The following is a 4835-nucleotide window of genomic DNA, read 5'->3' as shown; positions in this document are numbered from 1 at the left end:
ATGATTAGCACCATGTATTTCCACACCATCAAAACCTGCTTTAATCGCTCGTGACGTAGCACGGCCAAAGTCTTGGATAATATCTTCAATTTCTTGTTCGGTTAATGCGCGAATTGGGTAGGACAAGAAATCAAAGTCGATAGCTGAAGGTGCAACGACATCTTGACCTGAAAGTGCTTGTCCAACAGCCGCTCGACCAGCATGATGAATTTGTAAAATAGCTTTGTTACCATCTTTTTTCATAGTAGTGGCTAATTTAGTTAAACCGTCCAGGTGCGCATCAGAATAAGCGGCTAATTGTTCAGGATACCCTGGATGGTAAGCTGGCCCACCATTTTCACTCACATAATGAAATTCAGTGACGATTAAGCCTCCTATTTGTGACCGGGCACCGTAGTATTTCAAGGTATCGTCGCTCACAAATCCGTTGCGTTTACCGGATTGGGATTGCATGGGTGACATGGCAATTCGGTTATTTAATGTGGCTCCGTGGCGTAGTGTTACTTTATCAGTTAGTTTATTCGTCATACTTATAGCTCCTTTTAGCTGTTTAAAGTCATCTTCTGCTTTAAATCATAAAGAATTTGTAGAATATGTAAAATAAATCGACTTGAGTAAGCTAACTGATTGTATAATAAAAGCCTATGCCACATTTCTGTCAACATAGGCTTTCAGCATAATTAATACCCTACATCTCTAAAGTTTGCTTGAACAAACTCAGCTTCCTGACTTTCATCAAATAAGCCATACGCTTCTCCGATAGTCCCATCTTGTGCATTCCACACATAATTATGGGCGTAAACAGCATTAGAAAAGTCACCTGCATCCCAAGCATTCAAGATTTCAATGTAGAATGGATAATGGGCAGAATCGCTAAATGCCTCAGCTTGTTCAAGCATAATAGCAATTCTTTCTGGGGTAATTTCTAAAGCCCCTTGCTTTGAATCAGCCAAAACTTTTTGATGGGTCATATAGTGAATAGCCATTAAGAAAGTAGTTTCTTCCGTGATGTCCAGATAGATCCAACTATCATATAATTCTCTACCTAATAAAACCTTTGTTTCTGCTTCTGAAGCCAGTGCCTGTTGAATCTCTGACTCCACACTATCATCTGATCCAGAAGACTCCCTCTCTTGTGATTCAGATGAGCTACTCTCCGCCGAACTAGAAGCTGATGATTGCGAACTTGATGATGCTACTGAACTGGTTGATGCAGATGAACTCGCGGTTTCTGAATCACTGACGCTAAAATATACCACTGCAACGATAGCTCCCGCCAATATAAATGACAAGAATATTAATAATACGCTCAATACCTTCTTCAATGAAATATCCTCCCAATTAGATCTTTCAATTTTTCTTAATGTTTTTCATCATTTTATCACAGAACAACCTAACATTTAGTTTTTTAATTTTATAAAGACGATTTTTCTATCATTTGAGCGTTCTGAGTCGAATTGATAACCGTCTGAGCAAAATTCTTTAATAGCTACTATATCTCTAATTTGATTTTCCGCTAAGAATTGCAGCATACGCCCTCGTCCTTTTTTTGAAATAGTAGCATGTTTTTTTACACCACTCGCTTTTGTCGCATCACATTCATAGAATTCAAAATCAATCCAAGTGTAGCGTTCTTTCTCCAGCATAGCTGAAAACTCTTGGCTAGCCAGATTTAAAATAATCTCCTCTTTTTCAAAAAAATGATTAAACTCACTACCCCATATTTGACGCAGGTTTTGGCCACCAATTTTTAGCGAAGTGTTGAAATCAAGTCTATAAGGTCGGATAGGTTCGAAAGCTTTTAAAGGTCCATACAAGGCAGATAGGATACGCAAGTGTTGGTCTAAATATTCCGCAATCGCGGGATCACCTGTATTTACATCAATTTGGCGAAAGGCTAGTCCGTTGTATAGTGATAAGGCTGGGTATGCATCACCCTCATTTAAATGTCGTATATAATCTTTAACTTGTGACACTTGTTGGTCTGAAATTTTGTAAAGCTTCTTTAATTGTTCATCTGACAGCGTTTGTAAGGTTTGGATAATGGCTTTGGTGGTGTCTGTATACATGGGTTGATCTACTGATACTTGATCTAGCTTCATTTCTTTGGCTGGGGAAAAAATAATTTTCATGGTTCACGCGTCCTTACTGTTAAATCTATGTCACCAGTTTAGCTGATTACGCTAGACTTCGCCATATTAAGCTAGCTTATTCTTGGGAATATGGTCAAGTCATAGCCATGTGTTTTGTTTGCAAGCCTTATCCGAATCCCCTATGCTAGAAGTAATAAGCATTTATAATAAGGAAGGATGTTTTTCATGGGAAAATTAGATGGTAAAGTAGCATTAATTTTTGGTGGAACTTCAGGTATTGGCGAGGCAACTGCTATTTTGTACGCTAAGGAAGGCGCACAAGTAGCTATCGTTGGTCGTAACGAAGATAAGGCAAATAAGATTTTACATACAATTGCTGAACTTGGTCCAATAGGTCTTTTTGTGAAAGCCGACTTAAATGAAGGCCAATCCATTAAGGATGCTGTTCAAACAACTTTAGATCACTATGGTAAAATCGATATCCTTTATAATGGTGCGGGTATTTTGGATAATTACGATCCAATTCAAGACACGGATGAAGCGCTATTCGATGATGTCATCCGCTTGAATTTAAAAGCACCCTGGTTAGCTACAAAAGCTGTCGTACCACAAATGATTGAACGTGGTTCAGGTGTGATCATCAATATTGCTTCTCAAGCTACCGGTATGGTCGGTGTAGGTGGTACACCTTATATGTCTAGTAAATATGGTTTAGTCGGGATGACACGCCAATTAGCGCATGAACTAGGCCCTAAAGGCATTAAGGTTAATACCCTATCACCTGGCTTTATTGATACCCCAATGACTGAAACAGTAACGGACAAACGACTAGAAAAATCACCACTAGGTCGACCAGGTCAACCAGATGAAATCGCGAAAACAGCCCTCTTCCTTGCCTCAGATGACTCTGACTATATCCAAGGCATTAATCTAATCCAAGACGGCGGTTGGACATTAGGCGGATACCCAGTAGATTAAAAAGGGTGTAAGCGAGACCGCTAAGTTCAATAACGATGAAAGAATAGTGCCGTATCACACAAAGTGTGATGCAAACTAGGCTGAAATAGAGTAGCTTCTGAATGCTCTAATTCAATTGTAGTGTACAAGAACCATTATTAATTAAACGAATTATACGCATGTAAGCGAGTAAGTGCTGAAGCACCAACTCGCTCATAATCTGAAACGGACTTGAGCTGGTCGAGCGCACCCGACTAAAAAGAGTGTGAGAGTCGACACTCAGAAAGGAAACGTTGGAAGTTTAGTGCCGTGACACACAGAGTGTGGCGCAAACTAAGCTGACACGCAGTCCTTTCTGGAGACTCGAACCTGACTAAAGAGGATGTGTCAAATGTCGTTTAGACTCGTAACTTCTGACGCATTGAAGCGAGTATATGCTAAAGCACTAACTCGCTCATAAACTGGAAGGATTAGACAGAGTGATTAAAAATCACGTAGCCTAATCCTGAAGTGGTACGAGTCTGACATTTTTAGAGCAGCCCTCGGAACACAGTGACATAGGGATGCCTATGCGTTAGAAGGAGCTCGACTAAAGGGTGTAAGTTGTTTTTGTACCTACTCAATAAAGACCAACAAATCGACGAGGTTTCATCGTTTTGTTGGTCTATTATTTTATTCAATTTCAATCTTTTTAATCACTTTTGCAGGAACGCCACCTACAACCGTGTTGGCTGGGACATCTTTTGTTACAACCGCACCGGCTGCAATAATCGCACCTTCTCCGATTGTTGTACCAGCTAAAATAGTGGCATTAGACCCAATCCACACATTTTTACCAAGGGTAATTTTTCCAGGAATCATTGAACCACGGTCACTCGGGTCTTCTGCATGATTTAAGGTGGCCATGACTACATTATGGCCGATTAAAGCACCGTCCCCGATTTCAATACCTCCTTGGTCTTGGAACTTGCATCCGGCATTGATAAAGACATTTTCACCAATATGAATATTTTTACCAAAGTCTGTATAAAACGGTGGAAACAGTGTAAAACTATCATCGATTTTTTGACCAGTTAAGTCTGACATGAGTTGGCGTAGTTTTGCTGGCTCATGATATTGATTATTGATTTGCATTGTAATCTTTAAAGCTTCCTGACTCATCTGATGCATAATTTGGTGGGCTGGAGAATCAGATTCAATACGGTTGCCCTTTTTCACTTCTTCTAAATATGTTTCTAAATCCATGTCGGTTCGCTCCTTTATATACTTCTTCATTGCTTATTTCTAGTATAAAAGCTAAACTTTTAAATAACAAATGGTTATAGTTTATGGACTGTTATAACAAAAAGTTATAGTAATACTTTAGGAGGATTCAGATGGATGTGCGTACTTTACGATATTTTATAGCTATTGCTAAAGCTGAGAATTTTACTGCGGCAGCTGAAGCCTTGCATGTCACCCAGCCAACTTTATCTAAACAAATGAAAGAGTTGGAAGAAGATTTAGGTAAACAATTGTTAATTCGTGGAAGCCGAAAAGTATCTCTTACTGCAGACGGACAGCTTTTACAAAAACGAGCATCCGAAATCATTGATTTGCTTGACCGTACGGAATCTGAAATACGCAAGCCGGATGGTGTCATCGCTGGTAGTGTCTATATTGGTGGCGGTGAGTCAGCAAGTATGCGTCTGATTGCTCAAGTAGTGAAAGATGTACAAACAAATTATCCTGATATACAATTTCATTTGTATAGTGGGATTGCGGAGGATGTAAAGGAGCGACTTG

Annotated in this window: 5 protein-coding genes and 1 pseudogene; 2 read left to right on the top strand and 4 right to left on the bottom strand. The window is 39.5% G+C overall.

The genetic code is table 11. The features are described from left to right. The 3 genes and pseudogenes from ACRCJ0_RS09490 to yaaA form a co-directional block, all read right to left on the bottom strand. Nucleotides 1-528: pseudogene (locus ACRCJ0_RS09490) on the bottom strand (NADH-dependent oxidoreductase); the annotation flags it as partial. 152 nt (nt 529-680) lie between these two features. After that, the gene (locus ACRCJ0_RS09485; protein WP_431387409.1) at nt 681-1325 is read right to left on the bottom strand and encodes a DUF6241 domain-containing protein; all 645 of its coding nucleotides are present in this window, start codon (nt 1323-1325) and stop codon (nt 681-683) included. 75 nt (nt 1326-1400) lie between these two features. Next, nucleotides 1401-2132 (bottom strand): peroxide stress protein YaaA, encoded by a 732-nt coding sequence (gene yaaA, locus ACRCJ0_RS09480; RefSeq protein ID WP_279099512.1) that lies wholly within the window; start codon nt 2130-2132, stop codon nt 1401-1403. A 186-nt stretch (nt 2133-2318) separates the two neighbouring features. Here yaaA and ACRCJ0_RS09475 point away from each other — a divergent pair, with 186 nt between their 5' ends. Beyond that, entirely contained in the window at nt 2319-3071 is a 753-nt protein-coding gene (locus tag ACRCJ0_RS09475; RefSeq protein WP_026466584.1) for an SDR family NAD(P)-dependent oxidoreductase, read from the top strand. 651 nt (nt 3072-3722) lie between these two features. On the opposite strand, the gene ACRCJ0_RS09470 is transcribed toward ACRCJ0_RS09475, so the two are convergent. Continuing rightward, nucleotides 3723-4295: a sugar O-acetyltransferase gene (locus ACRCJ0_RS09470; protein WP_418151289.1), complete on the bottom strand. Its 573-nt coding sequence runs from the start codon at nt 4293-4295 to the stop codon at nt 3723-3725. A 131-nt stretch (nt 4296-4426) separates the two neighbouring features. Between ACRCJ0_RS09470 and ACRCJ0_RS09465 the strand changes: the two genes are divergently transcribed. Next, a partial coding sequence (locus ACRCJ0_RS09465; RefSeq protein ID WP_431390286.1) for a LysR family transcriptional regulator occupies nt 4427-4835 on the top strand: 409 nt, incomplete at its 3' end.

This window comes from Aerococcus sp. L_32, from assembly GCF_050689315.1.
The sequence above is the reverse complement of the archived record's forward strand: the minus strand, read 5'-3'. Positions and strand labels throughout refer to the sequence as shown.